This is a genomic window from Microbacterium sp. Bi128 (genome assembly GCF_918698205.1).
In genome coordinates this window covers 1-1,141 of the sequence record NZ_CAKKMM010001555.1, presented here as the reverse complement: position 1 = coordinate 1,141, position 1,141 = coordinate 1, and the positions used below count along the sequence as shown (strand labels likewise).

Genomic DNA, 1,141 nt, shown 5'->3' with positions numbered 1-1,141 from the left:
GTTGTTGACCAGCACGTTGTCGGCGGCAGTTTCCAGGGCCAGGGCCTTGGTCAGCCCCACGACTCCGGCTTTGGCGGCACTGTAGTGGCTGAGCCCGGTGCCGCCCTTGATGGCCAGCTGGGAGGCGATGTTGATGATCCGGCCCCACTTCTGCTGCCGCATCTCCCCCACCACCTCCCGGCAGCAGAGGAAGACACCGGTCAGGTCAACGGCAATCGTCTCGTTCCACATGGCAAGCGTCATGTCTTCCAGCGGCGATTCCGTCAGCAGGCCGGCACTGTTCACAAGAATGTCGATGCTGCCGAGCCGGGACCGTGCTGCGGCAAAGGCCGCCTTCACGCTCGCCTCGTCTGAGACGTCGACGGCGATGCTTCCCGCCGCGCCCGACCGGTCCAGGATGGCGACTCTGTCGCCGTTGGCGGTGAAGGCCTCGGCGATGGCCTTGCCGATGCCGCTGGCTCCGCCCGTGACCACAACGGCGCGGCCCTCCGTGTTTCGGGAGGCGTCAGGGTTGTTCATGTTTGTCCTTCCGAGGCTTTTCAGGCACGCATCTTGATGGTGAGGCCGCCGTCAACAATCAGGGACTGGCCCGTGACGTAGACAGCGTCATCGGAGGTCAGGAAGCCGATCACGCTGGCAACTTCCTGGGGCCGTCCGACGCGGCCCCAGGGGATTTCCAGACCGGCGCGCTGCAGGCCCTCGGGCCCGAGGGAATTCACCGGATCCAGGGACTGGGGAGTTTCGATCAGTCCGGGGATAACGGCGTTGGCGCGGATGCCGCGCGGCCCCAACTCGGCGGCCACACTGCGGATCAGGCCGAGCACGCCGGCCTTGGCGGCCGCGTAGTGGGCATGTTCCTCCCAGCCGTAGACGCCGCCGGCAATGGAGGATACGGCAACCAGCGATCCGCCGTCGGTCATCTTCGCGGAACCGGCGCGCAGGGTCCGCATCACGCCGGTGAGGTCGACGTCGAGCATGTCGTGCCAGCGCTGGTCGGTCATCTCCGCCAGGGGCGAGTTGCGCAGGATTCCGGCGTTGGCCACGGCGTAGTCCAGGCGGCCGTATTCCTGTATGGCGCGGTCGGCGAAGGCATCGACTGACGGGGTACTGCGGACGTCCACTTCGTGGATGACCCCCTGGC

General features: G+C 66.9%; 2 protein-coding genes. Both read right to left on the bottom strand.

Annotated elements, in window-relative coordinates; all coding sequences use genetic code 11:
* On the bottom strand, positions 1 to 519 hold a 519-nt coding region (locus tag LQV45_RS34505), incomplete at its 3' end, for an SDR family NAD(P)-dependent oxidoreductase (RefSeq protein ID WP_230012402.1).
* Positions 520 to 539: 20 nt separating this feature from the next.
* A partial coding sequence (locus LQV45_RS34500; protein ID WP_230012399.1) for an SDR family oxidoreductase occupies positions 540 to 1,141 on the bottom strand: 602 nt, incomplete at its 5' end.